The sequence below is a fragment of the Dictyoglomus sp. GBS genome, from assembly GCF_055179815.1.
The window spans coordinates 1,457,699-1,470,894 of record NZ_CM143687.1 but is presented as its reverse complement, the minus strand read 5'-3'; the positions used below and the strand labels follow the sequence as shown (position 1 = coordinate 1,470,894).

At 32.7% G+C, this 13,196-nt stretch carries 17 protein-coding genes; 15 read left to right on the top strand and 2 right to left on the bottom strand.

The genetic code is table 11. The annotated features are described in order from the left end of the window. Position 1: 1 nt before the first annotated feature. A complete protein-coding gene (gene phoU / locus ACY3IT_RS07420; protein ID WP_463082318.1) occupies positions 2 to 658 on the bottom strand; it encodes a phosphate signaling complex protein PhoU in 657 nt (218 codons plus the stop codon). A 113-nt stretch (positions 659 to 771) separates the two neighbouring features. Between phoU and ACY3IT_RS07415 the strand changes: the two genes are divergently transcribed. The 5 genes from ACY3IT_RS07415 to ACY3IT_RS07395 are packed head-to-tail and all read left to right on the top strand — an operon-like array spanning position 772 to position 4,643. Further along, positions 772 to 1,371: a hypothetical protein gene (locus ACY3IT_RS07415; RefSeq protein ID WP_463082317.1), complete on the top strand. Its 600-nt coding sequence runs from the start codon at positions 772 to 774 to the stop codon at positions 1,369 to 1,371. Between the two features lie 3 nt (positions 1,372 to 1,374). Further along, a complete protein-coding gene (locus ACY3IT_RS07410) occupies positions 1,375 to 2,616 on the top strand; it encodes an adenosylhomocysteinase (protein WP_463082316.1) in 1,242 nt (413 codons plus the stop codon). 38 nt (positions 2,617 to 2,654) lie between these two features. Then, positions 2,655 to 3,206 carry a LemA family protein gene (locus ACY3IT_RS07405; RefSeq protein WP_463082315.1) on the top strand — a complete coding sequence of 184 codons (552 nt, stop codon included), beginning with the start codon at positions 2,655 to 2,657 and terminating at the stop codon, positions 3,204 to 3,206. Positions 3,207 to 3,209: 3 nt separating this feature from the next. Beyond that, positions 3,210 to 4,136: a zinc metalloprotease HtpX gene (htpX, locus tag ACY3IT_RS07400; protein ID WP_463082314.1), complete on the top strand. Its 927-nt coding sequence runs from the start codon at positions 3,210 to 3,212 to the stop codon at positions 4,134 to 4,136. Continuing rightward, complete coding sequence (locus ACY3IT_RS07395; RefSeq protein ID WP_463082313.1) at positions 4,137 to 4,643, top strand: nitroreductase family protein; 507 nt, start codon at positions 4,137 to 4,139, stop codon at positions 4,641 to 4,643. It abuts the gene before it with no gap. On the opposite strand, the gene ACY3IT_RS07390 is transcribed toward ACY3IT_RS07395, so the two are convergent. Then, entirely contained in the window at positions 4,640 to 5,566 is a 927-nt protein-coding gene (locus ACY3IT_RS07390; protein ID WP_463082312.1) for a patatin-like phospholipase family protein, read from the bottom strand. The two genes, ACY3IT_RS07395 and ACY3IT_RS07390, sit on opposite strands and share 4 nt — an antisense overlap. A 238-nt stretch (positions 5,567 to 5,804) precedes the next feature. Between ACY3IT_RS07390 and ACY3IT_RS07385 the strand changes: the two genes are divergently transcribed. The 10 genes from ACY3IT_RS07385 to nuoF are packed head-to-tail and all read left to right on the top strand — an operon-like array spanning position 5,805 to position 13,027. Beyond that, entirely contained in the window at positions 5,805 to 6,164 is a 360-nt protein-coding gene (locus ACY3IT_RS07385; protein ID WP_463082311.1) for a DRTGG domain-containing protein, read from the top strand. Then, positions 6,161 to 7,033: a CBS domain-containing protein gene (locus ACY3IT_RS07380; protein WP_463082310.1), complete on the top strand. Its 873-nt coding sequence runs from the start codon at positions 6,161 to 6,163 to the stop codon at positions 7,031 to 7,033. The genes ACY3IT_RS07385 and ACY3IT_RS07380 overlap by 4 nt, the downstream gene beginning before the upstream one ends. After that, a complete protein-coding gene (locus ACY3IT_RS07375; protein WP_463082309.1) occupies positions 7,030 to 8,355 on the top strand; it encodes a [Fe-Fe] hydrogenase large subunit C-terminal domain-containing protein in 1,326 nt (441 codons plus the stop codon). Before ACY3IT_RS07380 ends, ACY3IT_RS07375 begins: the two co-directional genes overlap by 4 nt. Beyond that, complete coding sequence (locus ACY3IT_RS07370; RefSeq protein ID WP_463082308.1) at positions 8,342 to 8,689, top strand: serine kinase; 348 nt, start codon at positions 8,342 to 8,344, stop codon at positions 8,687 to 8,689. The genes ACY3IT_RS07375 and ACY3IT_RS07370 overlap by 14 nt, the downstream gene beginning before the upstream one ends. After that, a complete protein-coding gene (locus ACY3IT_RS07365) occupies positions 8,686 to 9,054 on the top strand; it encodes a DRTGG domain-containing protein (RefSeq protein WP_463082307.1) in 369 nt (122 codons plus the stop codon). The genes ACY3IT_RS07370 and ACY3IT_RS07365 overlap by 4 nt, the downstream gene beginning before the upstream one ends. A gap of 18 nt (positions 9,055 to 9,072) precedes the next feature. After that, on the top strand, positions 9,073 to 9,816 hold the full coding sequence (locus tag ACY3IT_RS07360) for a PHP domain-containing protein (protein ID WP_463082306.1): 744 nt from the start codon (positions 9,073 to 9,075) through the stop codon (positions 9,814 to 9,816). Between the two features lie 2 nt (positions 9,817 to 9,818). After that, complete coding sequence (gene nuoE / locus ACY3IT_RS07355) at positions 9,819 to 10,307, top strand: NADH-quinone oxidoreductase subunit NuoE (RefSeq protein ID WP_463082305.1); 489 nt, start codon at positions 9,819 to 9,821, stop codon at positions 10,305 to 10,307. Then, positions 10,304 to 10,837, top strand: a complete 534-nt coding sequence (locus tag ACY3IT_RS07350; RefSeq protein WP_463082304.1) for an ATP-binding protein — start codon at positions 10,304 to 10,306, stop codon at positions 10,835 to 10,837. The genes nuoE and ACY3IT_RS07350 overlap by 4 nt, the downstream gene beginning before the upstream one ends. A 1-nt stretch (position 10,838) precedes the next feature. Further along, complete coding sequence (locus ACY3IT_RS07345; protein WP_463082303.1) at positions 10,839 to 11,207, top strand: (2Fe-2S) ferredoxin domain-containing protein; 369 nt, start codon at positions 10,839 to 10,841, stop codon at positions 11,205 to 11,207. 29 nt (positions 11,208 to 11,236) lie between these two features. Continuing rightward, positions 11,237 to 13,027: an NADH-quinone oxidoreductase subunit NuoF gene (gene nuoF, locus ACY3IT_RS07340; protein ID WP_463082302.1), complete on the top strand. Its 1,791-nt coding sequence runs from the start codon at positions 11,237 to 11,239 to the stop codon at positions 13,025 to 13,027. The last annotated feature ends 169 nt before the right edge of the window (positions 13,028 to 13,196 follow it).

Sequence of the window (13,196 nt, the reverse complement as noted above, 5' to 3'; positions counted from 1 at the left end):
TTCATCCATGTAATTCTTTTCTTTCTCCAGTCTCTATATAGAATATAAGCTCTATTATATTTGTTACATGATCAGCAATACGTTCTAAATAACGAGAGATCATTATTAATTGGATAATTTGTTGGGTAAGTATAGGATTTTTATAAATTTCACCTAACAATTCATCTGATGTTTCCTGATACTTTTGATTTACAAGGTTGTAGTATGTTGATAATCTTTCTAGTTTGTTTAAATCTGGCTTAGAATATGTTCTTATTGTCTCTCTTGTCATCTGCTCAACGAAAGAGGCTAAGGATATAATATCGGAAATAGGTAATTCAAAGGAATATTCAAGGAGACTTGAAACATATTTAGCAATATCAACAGAGTAATCACCAATTCTTTCTAAATCTTTTACAATTTTCATTGTAGAGGTTATAATTCTTAAATCTTTTGACACAGGTTGGTAATTAGATAGTATACTAATACATTGATTTTCTATGTCCCAGTTATAGTCATCTACCAATTTATCTTTTTCAATTACTTCTTGGGCTAATTTTAGATCTCTTCTTCTTATTGAATCAATAGTTTGATGGAGCATTTTCTCTACAATGCTCCCCATACGTATAAGTTTTTCTCTTAAGATTTCTATTTCTTTTGTTATGGTAGTCTTTTCCAAATTGAATTTCCTCTTTTAAAAAATTTATTGGTTTTTGATAGAGTAATTATATATTCATAGTTGATGGGATTCAATTAATGTTATTTTAAAATCTTCATGCTATAATTTATCTCATGAGTGTATGTGTTATATGTGGGAAAAGAAAAGGTAAAAGAAAATGTCCAGCTCTTAGCGCCTTTATATGTACTGAGTGCTGTGGCACAAAGCGTATAAAGGAGATAAATTGTACTCAAGATTGTATCTATTTAAAGGAAGCTCAAATACACACTATAGAGAGGGTTGAAGAAAAACCTGCTGATTTTACAAGACTCCAATGGGATTTATTTTTATTCTTAGAAGAGTTGGTGTATAAATTTTTATTAGAATTTCCTTCTTTTACTGATGAAGAGTTTTTAGAGGTTTTGAGTTTACTTGAGAAGGAATATCAAACCCGTAAAAAAAATTTATATCTTCCTAATCTTTACCCTAAATCTTCCCGCGGGACAAAGCTAAAGAGTATTTTACAAGAGGAATTAGCGAAATTAGAGAAGAGAGAAAATGAATTTGGTCTTCCCATATTTACCGTTGATGATTTTTTGAAGGTGATATCATTTGAGAGAGAAAGAATAGAAAAGTATATGAAAGAGAATAAAAATGTGGGAAACAATCTCTTTTTGCAAATATTGAAAAGTGAGGTAGAATTTATGGCTATGCAAAACACGAAAAAGAGATAAATTATGAGCAAAATTAGGGATATTAATCAATGGAAAAATGGAGAAAGAAAGGTTTATTGGGCAAAACAGTTTATGCCTGTAGTAAATCTTCTTGAAAAAAACTATTCTTCTACTCAAATTTTTAAAAATACTACTATCGGGATGTGTATTCATTTAGAGGCAAAAACTGCACGACTTGCTCTTTCTTTTAAAAATTGTGGAGCAAAGGTAGTATGTGCTGGAAGTAATCCTTTATCTACTCAAGATGATGTGGTAGCTTATCTGGTAAAAGAAGGAGTAGAAGTTTTTGCTTGGAGAGGAGAAACAGAAGAAGATTATATAAATAATCTGAGGGAAGTGTTAAATAAAGAACCTGATCTTTTAATTGATGATGGCTTTGATCTTACAACCCTTTTGTATAAGGAATTTTCACGTTTAAAAAGTAAAATATTAGGTGTGGGAGAAGAAACTACGACAGGTGTTATAAGAGCAAAGGCCCTTGAAAAAGAAAAGGGATTATTTTTTCCAATAGTAGCAGTAAATGATGCAAGGACAAAATTTTTATTTGATAATAGGTTTGGTACTGGTGAATCTGCTTTGTCTTCCTTTATGAGAAACACCAATTTGTTAGTTGCAGGAAAAATTTTCGTAATATCAGGATATGGATGGGTTGGAAAGGGTATAGCTCATAAAATCCAAGGATTAAAAGGAAGAGTTATTATAACTGAAGTTGATCCTATTAAGGCATTAGAAGCATATATGGAAGGTTTTGAAGTTATGCCAATTTCAAAGGCTGTAAAGTTAGGAGATGTGTTTATAACAGCAACGGGGAATTGTAAGGTGATAACTAAGGAGCACTTTTTGAATATGAAAGATGGAGCCATATTGGCTAATGCAGGACATTTTAATGTGGAGATAGATATGAAATCTTTAGAAGAATTAGCAATTAATAAAAAAGAGGTAAGAGAAAATATACATGAATATGTCCTTCCTAATAATAAGAGGCTTTATGTTATAGCAGAAGGAAGGCTTTTGAATTTAGCAGGGGGTGATGGTCACCCTGTCGAAATAATGGATCTTTCTTTTGGAGTTCAGTTTTTGGTGATGAAATGGTTGCTTGAGCATGGAAGAAATTTACCTAAGAGAGTGCTTCAAGTTCCTCGAGAAATAGAGGAAGAAGTTGCAGAATTAAAGCTCAAAAGCCTAAATATAGAAATTGATACTCTTACAGAAGAGCAGATTCGCTATCTTCAAAGTTGGAATTAGTTTTGATTTTTAAATTTTTTTTAGGGGAGGTTTTTAAAATGTTAGGTTTAATCATCTTAGGTATATTAATATTTTTGGCTCTGTTTGTTATAGTCATATATAACCGATTAGTAGTTTTGAGAAATAGGGTGGAGAATGCATGGGCTCAAATTGATGTACAACTAAAGAGAAGATATGACCTAATTCCAAACTTAGTAGAAGTGGTTAAAGGTTATGCATCTCATGAAAAAGAAATATTTGATAAAATTGCTCTTTATAGAGCGCAAATGATGAGTGCGAAGACCCCAGGAGAAATAGCTCAAGCAGATCAAGGACTTACTTCTACTTTAAAAACCCTTTTTGCCATAGTTGAGAATTATCCAGATTTAAAGGCAAATCAAAATTTTCTTATGTTGCAGGAAGAATTGAGTGGAATTGAAGAAAAAATTGCTTATGCAAGACAATTTTATAATGACATTGTTATGATTTATAATCAATCTTTGCAGGTTTTTCCAAATTCTGTAATCGCAAATATTTTTGGATTTAAGCCTAAAGAATATTTTGAAGTGGAAAATCCAGAGGAAAGAAAAGCTGTTAAAGTTAGCTTTTAATTTATGAAGAATACTTATACTTTTTATGAAGCTATAGAACAAAATAAGAGAAAAACATGGTTAATATTATTTCTTATATCTATTCTTCTTTTCTTTGTATGTTATTCTATAATCTATTTTTTCAATTTAGGAGAAATAGCTATATTCATAGCTTTGTTAATTACTTTAACAGTAAACTACTATGCGTATAAAAATAGTGATAAATTAATTCTATCTATAAGTGATGCATATGAGCCAAAAAAGGATGAATATCCTTATCTTATAAATATTGTGGAAGGTTTGAGCATAGCTGCAGGTATTCCTACACCTAAAATTTATGTAATAAATGATCCATCACCCAATGCTTTCGCTGCAGGAAAAGACCCAAAAAATAGTGCAATTGCTGTAACTACTGGCCTTTTAGAGAAGATGAATAGATTGGAGCTTGAGGGAGTAGTTGCTCATGAGATATCACATATAAAAAATTATGATGTAAGACTTCAAACTATAGCGGTTGTATTGGTAGGTTTAATTGTAATTCTTGGAGATAGTTTAAAAAGATCATTTTATTATGGATCTTTCTTTTCAGGAAAAAGAAAAACTAAAGACCAAGACTTTTTAGGTATTATATCTTTGATTGTTGCCTTAGTGGCTCCCTTAGTAGCAACAATTTTAAGATTTGCCTTGTCAAGACAGAGAGAGTATATGGCAGATGCTACTGCAGCTATGCTTACAAGATATCCTGAAGGTCTTGCCTCTGCACTGGAAAAGATAGCTAAGGATCCAAATCCTGTAAGGAGAGCGAATAATATCACTGCTCCTTTATATATTGCTGATCCCCTCAAAAAATATAATATAAATAATCTTTTTAGTACTCATCCGCCTATAGAAGAAAGAATAAAAAGATTGAGGATGATGGGAGAAAGATGGAAACTTATGGGGGTGAAATAAATGGATGTTTTTGAGGCTATAAATAAGAGAAGAAGTATAAGAGATTATTTAGATAAGGATATAGAGGAGGAAAAACTTCTAAGAATAATGGAGGCGGCAAGACATGCTCCTTCAGCAAGAAATAGGCAGGAATGGAGATTTATTATTGTGAGAGATAAAAATTTGAAGGAAAGATTGGTTAAAGAAGCTTCTCCTCATCAGCCTTTTATGTTAAAGGCTTCCATAATTATAGTGGCTTATGTTTTAGATAAGGATTATGTAATGAGGTGTGGAATACCTGCTCATTATATAGATGTTGCTATAGCTTTAACTCATATACATCTTCAAGCAGTAGAAGAAGGACTTGGAACTTGTTGGATAGGATCTTTTTATCAAGATAAAGTTAAAGAAGTATTAAATCTTCCTAAGGAAGCAGAGGTAATACAACTTATGACCTTAGGGTATCCAGCTGAAGATCCCCCAAAAAAACCAAGACTCCCGTTAGATGAAATAATACAGGTTTATTAGAAGAATATAAATTTTTTCTTTTTTATAAGCTTTATTAAGGAATCAAGCTTTTCTTCCATGGCTTTTTCACCTAAGACTATAATATCGGAAGCTTTATCAAAATCAAAAGTTCCAAAATTTTGTACCTCAGGGATGATAACTAAATCTGCATTTTTGAGATTCTGATTTTCTAATTCATAATTCATAATATCTATGGTCTGCATAAGGACCTCAAATAAGGATGGGTTTAATAATGGATTTAACCTCTGTTGAAATTCCTTAAGGAGCTTTATCTGAGACATTTTATATGTGATTTTTTCTGTTATATTGCTGGGTTGATAGGGGATATCTATCTGAATTTCTTTTTTAGGTTTCCAATTTGTTCTCTTATGCAAACTAACTCCTATGATGATATCTGGTTTATATATCTCTCTCAATTCTTTAACTGGAACAGGGGAAAGTACACCCCCATCTATTAGGAGTTTATCTTTCCAAGGATAAGGTTGAAATATCACAGGAATGGATATACTTGCTCTAATAGCTTCTGATACTTTTCCCTCATTTATAATTACTTTTTCTCCAGTAATAAGATCTACTGCTAAAGATATAAATGGTATTTTTAGGTTCGAAAATAATGTGCCTTCTAATATATTATCTAAATACTCTAATATTTTTTCACCTTTTATAATTCCTTGGAGAGATTTTGAAAAATCAAAAAGTTTATAAAATTCTTCTTTATTTTTTCCTATTTCTAAGGCTAGTTTCTCTAAATCTTTTGCAGAATATCCTTTTGCATATAATCCACCTATTAAAGCTCCTGCACTACTCCCACTTATATAAGAGACTTCTATTCCTTCCCTCTCCAGTACTTTTAATACTCCAATGTGGGAAAGACCTTTTGCTCCTCCGCTACCTAATGCAAGTCCTATCTTCTTCTTTTTCATGTTTATATTATATAACATTGCAACTGAATATATATCACTAGTTTTATATACCTTACTACTGTATATCAATAATTATTATCTTTAAAAACCTAAATGAATTGAGAAAATTTTAACAAATTAGTTTACCCCTATAGGTATGATTAAAAAAAATTTAGGATTATATCATATTTTATCTTTGTTGACAATGATATTAAAAATGTGTTTAAATTAAACCTGAAAATATTTTGAGGAGAGAGAAATGAATCTTAAGAAGGTAAAAGAAATATTAAAAGCTGAAGTTCTATGTTTAGAAGAGAAACTTGAAAATGAGGTTTTGTATGTAGGTGCAACAGATTTAATGAGTGATGCTCTTTGTCTCTTAGAGGCAAATTCGCTTCTCCTTACAGGTCTTGTTACGTTACAGGTTATAAGAACTGCTGAGATTTTAGATTTGGCTGGAGTCGTGTTTGTTAGAGGTAAAATACCCTATCAAGATGTAATAGAAGTAGCAAAGAAATCTGGTATTCCTCTTCTTACAACAAAATACCCTATGTATGAGGCATGTGGAAAATTATATGTAGCTGGGTTTCAAGGAAAGAAGGTTGATTTTGATATTTGAAGATACCTAAGGAATATTTAGAAAAAATAAAAGTAAAAGATATAATGAACACAGATATAGTAAGGTTAAAACCTTACCAAGATATGCGTTCAATTCAAGAAATTATGAGAATCAAAAGAATTGATGCAATTCCTATTGTAGATGATATAGATAGGCTTGTAGGTTTAGTCACTGTAGAGAATGTAATTGTGGCACTTGTTAATGGCGATTTAAACTCACCGTGTGGAAAGTATATGGTAAGAGATCCAAAATGTTTGTCTCCAGATAATACTTTGTATGAAGCTTTGATTAGATTCCGACAATTTAGGTATGGAAGATTTCCTGTAATAGATAATGAAAAAAAGGTTTTAGGAATGTTAAGTACTAAGGATGTAGTTTTGAATTTGGTAGATGTGGAAGATATAGAAGGAACTATTACTCAGGAGCCCAAAGAGGAAAATATATTAACTTTGGAGTTTCCTGTGTTAGGGGGAGATTTTGCTCTTGCTGGTATGGCGTCCAGTAATATAAAAAAAGCTTTGCAACAACTTGGAATAAGTGTAGATATACTTAGAAGGGTTGCGGTCGTCACTTATGAGGCTGAGATGAACATAGTTATTCACGCCTACAGGGGAGTTTTAAGAGTAAAAGTTACACCAGAGTATATTGAAATAATTGCTGAGGATGAAGGTCCAGGAATTCCTGATATAGAGCTTGCTATGCAACCAGGTTATTCAACAGCACCAGATAATATTAGGGAAATGGGATTTGGGGCAGGTATGGGACTTCCAAATATTAAGAATTCATCAGATGAATTAAAGATTGAGTCCGAAGTGGGAAAGGGTACAAAGGTGTACTCGAAAATATATTTAAAGAGGGAAAGACAATGAGTGAGAAATATATTCATTCAGTGGCTATTAATTTGCAGAGGTGTAAGGGGTGTATTCATTGTATAAGGCATTGCCCTACTGAAGCTATGAGGGTTCGTAATGGAAAATCCCTCATTCTTCCATATAGATGTATCGATTGTGGGGAATGCATTAGAGTTTGCCCATATCATGCACCTTTTGGATTTACTCACACCTATGATAGTATATCTTATTTAGATAATTTAGTTGTAGTAATATCTCCCGAGATATATTCCCAATTTACAACTAATTATTCTCCTTTTGAGATTCAAAGAGCAATTAAAAAGGTAACTAATGCGGTAGAAGTTTGGGATACTACCTGTGGTTTATTCCTTTTACAAGAAGCTCTTATGGACTATATTAATAGTTCTCGCAATCTTCCACTTATATCCACTTACTGTCCTGCTGTTGTAGAGTTAATACAAGTACGTTTTCCTACTTTGATTTCTAACTTATCACCCTTTAAAACACCTGTTGAGATAGCGGGGAGTATAATAAAAAAGTTATGGAAGAAGGAAGAAAGAGGAATACTTCATCTTGCTTATATTACTCCTTGTCCTGCCTTTGCTACATATTTAAAACAAAATAAGGAAGAAGGTTTTGAATTTGTTATAGGCATTGATAATATTTACTTAAAAATAAAAAAGGAACTTAAAGATGACAATAGAGAGGTAGAAGCAATAGATGGTGGGTTTTATGCAAAGGGAATTTTATCAGGAGCTCTTGGGGGAGAGGGAATGGTATTCAACGAAGAAGAAGTAATAAGTGTGGGAGGTATAGAAAAGGTAGCCAGAGTTCTTGAAGATTTAGAAAGAAATAAACTTCAGGATGTGAAGTTTTTGGAGCTTAGGGCTTGTGAGGAAGGTTGTGTTGGAGGGGTATTAAATCCTGAGAACTATTATCTTGCCAAGAAAAGAATTTTAGCCTTATACAAAAAACTTGATAAAGATTTTATAAAAAAATCTCTTTGTGAGGATATAAATCTATCAGAAGTATTAAGAACTTCTCCTATTTTACCAAGACCTATTTGGAAATTAGATGAAGATATAAATAGGGCTTTAAGAAAGATGGAGGATATGAGAAAAATAATGGAAATGCTTCCTGGACTTGATTGTGGTTCATGTGGATCTCCTACTTGCGCTGCTTTAGCAGAAGATATAGTGAGAGGAGATGCTCAAATCTATGATTGTATATTTCTTCTTAAGGAAAAGTTATGGAAAATGGCAAAAGAGATGGAAGAATTATCCAGAAGATCCTCTTCGGTTGTCTTAAAACGGAGGGAAGAAAAAGATGAAACTGAGTGAAATTGTTAGAAATTTGGAGTTAAATGTTATTTATATGGATGAGGATTATGAAATTAGGGGTGGAATTGTAAGTGATTTGCTTTCTTTTGTTATGGCTCATGCTCCCGAAGATTCGGTATGGGTTACTATTCAGACTCATGTAAATACTATAGCAGTTGCAGTACTTACTGGAATTAAAAGTATAATTTTTGTTTCAGGTCAAAATCCTGATGAAGAGACTATTAAAAAGGCAAAAGAAGAAAAAATTGCTTTATTAATTACTAAAGATAATGCCTTTAATGTGGTAGGTAAACTTTATAGTTTAGGAATAAAAGGAGTAGATAGGCTTCAATGAAGGCAAGAGAGATTGTAGAGTTGATTAATGGGAAGGTATTGGCAGGAGAAAATTTGTTAGATGAGGTAGATATTAAAAAGGCTTTTGCTGCAGATCTTATGAGTGATGTGTTAGCTATGGTAACTTCTAATGAAAAAGATGTGGTACTTATTACGGGGATCACAAATTCACAAATTGTTCGCACTGCTGAGATTCTTGATATACCAATGATAATTGTCTGCAGAGGAAAAGTAGTTCCTAAGGAAGTTGTTGAACTTTCTAAAGAAAAAGGAATTATTCTTATAAGTACTGATAAAATAGTTTTTGAGGTTAGTGGAATTCTATATAATAAAGGTATTGTGCCTACCTCTATTAATGATTCATAGTGAGGAGGAATTTTTTATTTGGCATGGGTAGGGATAGATTTGCATATACATTCGGTTCTTTCTCCTTGTGGAGATTGGAGTATGAGTCCTAAAAACATTATAGAGAGAGTAAAGAAAATGAATATAGGAGTTATAGCGATAACCGATCATCATATGGTAGAAAATTATCCTGCTATCTCTTTCTGGGGAGATAGAATGGGTGTTTTAGTAATACCAGGTATGGAAATTCAAACCAGTGAAGAAGTGCATATATTGGCTTTATTTGAAGATTATGATACAGCTTTAAAATTTCAAAAAGATATTTTTAACTATTTACCAGATACTAAAAATAGAGAAGAAATTTTTGGAGTACAAGTAGTGGTTAATGAGAATGATGAGGTAGAAAGAATAGAGGAAAGGTTATTAAATACCTCTATATCACTTAGGGTTACAGACACAGTTAAAAAAATAAAAGAATATGGCGGGATAATAATATTAGCCCATGTGGATAGGCCTTCCTTTAGTATAATATCAAATTTGGGTTTTATTCCGAAGGATTTATTTTTTGATTTTATAGAATTGTCTAACAAGATAAGCTATACTAAATTTATTAGCGAGCACCCAGAACTGAAAGATAAGAAATTTTTAATTTCTTCTGATGCTCACTATTTAGAGGATATAAAAGAACCAAAAACTTTTATATATTTAGAAGAATTTTCTAAAAAAGCAGTTTTTAAAAGCTTGAAAGAAAAAAATGTAAAAATACAGGAAATGGAGGTATAGAAATGGCAGTAGAATTAAAGTTTTCCGAATATGCTCAGAAAGAGGTAGAAAAGATTCTAGACCGTTTTGCAAACTCAAGGGGATCTTTGATTATGATCCTTCACGCAGTTCAGGAAAAGTTTGGATATCTACCTCGTGAAGCTTTAGAACTGATTTCTGAAAGATTAAAAGTACCATTAAGTGAGATTTACGGTGTAGTAACATTTTATTCCTTTTTCCGACTTGAGCCTCAAGGCAAGCATGTAATAAGACTTTGTATGGGAACGGCTTGTTATGTTAAAGGAGCTGAGGACTTACTCAGAACTCTTGAGCAGATGGGACTTAAAGAAGGTAAAGTAACAGAGGATGGGTTCTTTTCTTTGGATCTTGTAAGGTGTATTGGAGCTTGTAGTATGGCACCAGCTCTCATGATAGACGATGATGTTTATGGAAAACTTACTCCTGATAAGTTGAGAAAATTAATTGAAAACTTTAGAAAAGAACATCAATGAAAGAATTATCTCTTCATATTTTGGATCTTGTACAAAATTCTATAGAAGCTAATGCAAAAAATATTTACTTGGAGATTAGAAAAGATCTCCAAAGGGGAATTTTGTATATAATTATAAAAGATGATGGAAAAGGTATGCCAAAAGAAATATTAGAAGAGATTAAAAATCCATTTTTTACAAGTAGAACTACAAGGAAAGTTGGTCTTGGTATTCCTCTATTTTACGAGTTGATTAAAAATTGTGGGGGAGAGGTAAAGATTAACTCTGAGGTAGGAAAAGGCACAGAGATTTATGCAGAAGTTCCTTTTTTATGTGTAGATTTACCTCCTATGGGAAATCTTTCTGGGACTATATGGGGCTTGATAGCTACAAATCCAGATATAGATTTTGAGATTAAGATAGTTAAAAATGGTGATGAGATCAATATTTCTACAAAGGAAATAAAGGAGTCTATTAGAATACCTATTAATTCTCCAGAAGTAATTTCTTTTTTAAAAGAATTTTTAAATGAAAATTTGGGAGGTTGGTAAAATGAAAAAATTAACTTTAGAGGATCTTAAGAAGATTAAAGAAAAGACTCAAGCAGAACTTGAGATGAGGAGTCCTGAAGGTAAGGATAAGATAGTAGTACATATGGGGACGTGTGGAATAGCAGCTGGCGCAAGGGAGACATTATTGGCTATTTTGGATGAGATAGAAAAAAGAGGTTTAAAAAATGTGGTTGTAACTCAGGCAGGATGTATTGGACTTTGTGAGTATGAGCCATTAATATCTGTTCAAAAGTTAGGAGGACATAAGGTTCTTTATAAACATGTAACCCCTGAAAAGGCAAGAAAGATAATTGCTCAACATGTGGTTAATGGTCAGGTTGTATCTGAGGATGTTCTTTCTACTGAATAAAGAATAAAACAATATAAGGAGGTTTAAAAATGCCAGAGAGAGCACATATTCTTTTATGTGCAGGTGCAGCATGCATTTCTGCAGGTGAAGAAACTTTCAAATCAGCCCTTGAAAGGGAATTAAAAGAAGCAGGTATTTACGATGAAGTAAAAATTATTGAAACTGGATGTTTTGGTACTTGTGATTTAGGGCCAGTTATGGCCATATATCCAGAGGGGACTTTTTATGTTAAATTAAAGCCACAGGATGCAAAAGAGATTGTATATGAACACCTTATTAAGGGTAGGATTGTGGAGAGGCTTCTTGTAAAAGAACCGGAGCAAAAACAATTTATACCAACCATTAACGATCTTCCATTTTTTAAAAATCAAGTAAGAATTGCTTTAAGAAATGTAGGGTTTATTGATCCTCTAAATATTGAGGAATATATTGCAAGAGATGGTTATTCTGCTATTGCAAAAGTTCTTACTCAAATGTCTCCAGAAGATGTAATTTCTGAAGTTAAAAAATCTGGTCTTCGTGGAAGGGGAGGAGCGGGTTTTCCTACTGGATTAAAATGGGAGCTTGGTAGAAAAGCTTCTGGATCGGAAAAGTATGTAGTTTGTAATGCAGATGAAGGGGATCCTGGAGCTTTTATGGATAGAAGTATTATGGAAGGTGATCCTCACTCTGTTATTGAAGGTATGTTAATTGGAGGTTATGCTATTGGAGCTAAGAAAGGATTTGTCTATATAAGAGCTGAATATCCTTTAGCTATTAAAAGACTTACTGCAGCTTTAGAACAAGCAAGAAATTATGGCCTTTTAGGAGACAATATATTGGGTACTGATTTTTCCTTTGATATTGAGATTAGAATTGGAGCAGGAGCTTTTGTTTGTGGAGAGGAGACAGCATTAATTGCATCTATAGAAGGTAAAAGAGGTATGCCAAGACCCCGTCCGCCTTTTCCAGTAAATTCTGGATTATGGGGAAAACCTACTGTGATAAATAATGTAGAAACGTGGGCTAATATTCCACCAATAATTATTAATGGTGCTGATTGGTTTGCAAGTTATGGAACAGAGAAGAGTAAAGGGACTAAGGTTTTTGCTTTAGCTGGGAAAATAAATATGACAGGACTTATAGAAGTACCTATGGGTATAACTTTGAGAGAGGTAGTTTACAATATTGGTGGTGGAATACCTAATGGAAAGAAGTTTAAAGCTGTCCAGATAGGAGGTCCAGCTGGGGGTTGTATACCAGCGGAATACTTAGATACACCTATAGATTATGAATCAATAACTGCCCTTGGAGCCATCATGGGATCTGGTGGACTTATCGTTATGGATGAAGATAACTGTATGGTAGATGTTGCTAAATTTTTCTTGTCTTTTACGCAAGACGAATCTTGTGGAAAGTGTGTACCATGCAGAGTAGGTACTAAGAGAATGTTGGAAATTTTAGATAAAATAACAAAAGGTGAAGGGACGGAAGAGGATTTATTAGAGCTTGAACAATTGGCTTATACTGTGAGAAATACATCACTTTGTGGTCTTGGGAAAGGAGCTCCTAATCCTGTTTTAACAACATTAAAATACTTCAAGGATGAATACCTTGCCCATATTAGGGATAAAAAATGTCCTGCAAAAGTTTGTACTGCCTTGATTCATTATGAGGTAATAAGGGAAGAGTGTAGGAAATGTTCTATATGTTTTAGAAATTGTCCTGTAGGGGCGATCTATAAAGACGAAGATGGAACATATGTTATTGATCAGAGTAAATGTACTAAGTGTGGAATATGTTTCCAGGTATGTCCATTTAAAGCTATTAGAAAAGAATAATAGGGAGGAGTTTTACTCCTCCCTATAGTGAGAAAAGGGACAACTCTTAAAAGAAGAGTTTTATAAGGAAATATTATAAATTTTTTATGGTATCTTTATTTTTTTATTGACTAAAAAGAAAAACGTTTTTATAATCAAAGATAAAACTCCATAGGAAAGGTGAGGTGGA

What these genes read in the sequence shown, in the direction of transcription:
- ACY3IT_RS07365 (WP_463082307.1), top strand. Translation starts at nt 8,686, where the DNA reads ATGAAGGCAAGAGAGATTGTAGAGTTGATTAATGGGAAGGTATTGGCA.
- ACY3IT_RS07385 (WP_463082311.1), top strand. Translation starts at nt 5,805, where the DNA reads ATGAATCTTAAGAAGGTAAAAGAAATATTAAAAGCTGAAGTTCTATGT.
- ACY3IT_RS07375 (WP_463082309.1), top strand. Translation starts at nt 7,030, where the DNA reads ATGAGTGAGAAATATATTCATTCAGTGGCTATTAATTTGCAGAGGTGT.
- nuoF (WP_463082302.1), top strand. Translation starts at nt 11,237, where the DNA reads ATGCCAGAGAGAGCACATATTCTTTTATGTGCAGGTGCAGCATGCATT.
- ACY3IT_RS07395 (WP_463082313.1), top strand. Translation starts at nt 4,137, where the DNA reads ATGGATGTTTTTGAGGCTATAAATAAGAGAAGAAGTATAAGAGATTAT.
- ACY3IT_RS07415 (WP_463082317.1), top strand. Translation starts at nt 772, where the DNA reads ATGAGTGTATGTGTTATATGTGGGAAAAGAAAAGGTAAAAGAAAATGT.
- ACY3IT_RS07390 (WP_463082312.1), bottom strand. Translation starts at nt 5,566, where the DNA reads ATGAAAAAGAAGAAGATAGGACTTGCATTAGGTAGCGGAGGAGCAAAA.
- htpX (WP_463082314.1), top strand. Translation starts at nt 3,210, where the DNA reads ATGAAGAATACTTATACTTTTTATGAAGCTATAGAACAAAATAAGAGA.
- ACY3IT_RS07405 (WP_463082315.1), top strand. Translation starts at nt 2,655, where the DNA reads ATGTTAGGTTTAATCATCTTAGGTATATTAATATTTTTGGCTCTGTTT.
- ACY3IT_RS07370 (WP_463082308.1), top strand. Translation starts at nt 8,342, where the DNA reads ATGAAACTGAGTGAAATTGTTAGAAATTTGGAGTTAAATGTTATTTAT.
- ACY3IT_RS07410 (WP_463082316.1), top strand. Translation starts at nt 1,375, where the DNA reads ATGAGCAAAATTAGGGATATTAATCAATGGAAAAATGGAGAAAGAAAG.
- ACY3IT_RS07345 (WP_463082303.1), top strand. Translation starts at nt 10,839, where the DNA reads ATGAAAAAATTAACTTTAGAGGATCTTAAGAAGATTAAAGAAAAGACT.
- nuoE (WP_463082305.1), top strand. Translation starts at nt 9,819, where the DNA reads ATGGCAGTAGAATTAAAGTTTTCCGAATATGCTCAGAAAGAGGTAGAA.
- ACY3IT_RS07350 (WP_463082304.1), top strand. Translation starts at nt 10,304, where the DNA reads ATGAAAGAATTATCTCTTCATATTTTGGATCTTGTACAAAATTCTATA.